This window comes from Streptomyces sp. NPDC091209 (assembly GCF_044757755.1).
Lineage (GTDB): Bacteria > Actinomycetota > Actinomycetes > Streptomycetales > Streptomycetaceae > Streptomyces.
Genome location: NZ_JBIVVR010000035.1, coordinates 1 through 1496, shown reverse-complemented (window position 1 = coordinate 1496; position 1496 = coordinate 1). Strand labels below are relative to the sequence as shown.

1 protein-coding gene is annotated in these 1496 nt (G+C 68.1%); it reads right to left on the bottom strand.

The genetic code is table 11. The annotated features are described in order from the left end of the window. Nucleotides 1–27: 27 nt before the first annotated feature. A complete protein-coding gene (locus ACIQRL_RS40815; protein WP_401341421.1) occupies nucleotides 28–1251 on the bottom strand; it encodes an IS110 family transposase in 1224 nt (407 codons plus the stop codon). Between the last annotated feature and the right edge of the window lie 245 nt (nucleotides 1252–1496).

Genomic DNA, 1496 nt, shown 5'->3' with positions numbered 1-1496 from the left:
CTGTCAGACACCCCATGCCGTTTGAGGTCAAGCGGCTTGGGGGTGTGCGTGGTGCGACCAAGCGATTGCTTCGTCGTAGGAGGTGCGGGCTTTGAGGCACCCGTGGAGGATGCCGACGAGGCGGTTGCCGAGCTGGCGCAGGGCGGGGTTGTAGTCGACGTCGCGGGCGCGTTGTCTGTCGTAGTAGCGGCGGGCGCCGGGGGATGCTTGCAGTGCGCAGAAAGCCTGGCGCTGGAGGGCGTCGGCGAGTCGGTTGTTGCGGACGTAGCGGGCTTGGACGGTGTGGCTCTTGCCGGAGGCGCGGGTGACGGGGCTGGTGCCGGCGTAGTTCTTGCGGGCCTTCGCGGAGGCGTAACGGGCGGGGTCGTCTCCGAACTCGGCGAGCACCCGGGCACCAGTGATCTCTCCGATGCCGGGCATCGAGAGGTAGATCTCCGCGTCCGGGTGGTTCAGAAAATGGGCCTTCACCTCTTCTTCCATCGCGGCGATCTGCTCGTTCAGCGCGATGATCAGCCGCGCGTGAGCGGTCACGGCGGCCGCGTAGGCCGCGGTGACCGGCTCGGGCAGTGCGAGCTGTCGTTCGCGAAGCGCGGTCTGGATGGTGGCCGCCTTCGCGTCGCGGTTGCGCCGGCGCTGGCGGGTCAAGACGGCGGTGATCTGCGTGCGGGTCAGTTTGACCGCCGTGTCCGGCGTGGGGGCCTTGATCAGCAGTTCCAGCGCGTCGGTGCTGGTCAGAGCGAGGTCGGCGTAGGCATTTAGGGCTGCGGGGAAGTACTCGCGCAGCGTGCTGCGAAGCCGCTGAAAGGTGCGAGTTCGTTCCCAGATCAGGGTCTGGTGGGCGCGGGCGACGACTTTGACGGCCTGGGCCTGGTCGCTGTCCCCGGCCACCGGCCGCAGCTGGTCGCGGTCGATGCGGACCATGTCGGCCAGCGCGTGCGCGTCGCCCTTGTCGCTCTTGGCCCCGGAGGAGGCATACCGCTCTTTGAACCGGGCCACTTGCCGGGGGTTGATCGCGTAGACCTGGTAGCCAGAGGCGATGAGGGCCTGAACCCACGAGCCCCGGTCGGTCTCGATGCCAACGATCACCTTCCCGGGTTCCAGCTCACCGCCGTGACGGGCGATGAGTTCGTGGAGCCGGCCGATACCCGTCACGCCTTCGGGTAAGGTCGCGGCGGCCAGCTTGCGGCCGGCCTCGTCCTGGAGCTCGATATCGTGGTGGTCCTCGGCCCAGTCGTCACCGATCAGCAGCAACAAGCCCTCCCCAAGTCCGTTCCTGATCCTTCGGCGTAGCCTGCGGAAGGCTCGGCGCGCGGCCTAATGGATCCAGTGCTCACGCCCCGCAGGGCGGGCACGCCACCCCATCAGCGGTCTGGCCTCCCGGCCACCAGCAGGGGCACGGTCTGACAGCAGAAGTCCGTGCTTCCGGCGGCAATAGTGCTCACCTCCTGGCGGCTACGGAACCAAGCATTCCCCGGCTCCGTAGCTCCCATTAGGCG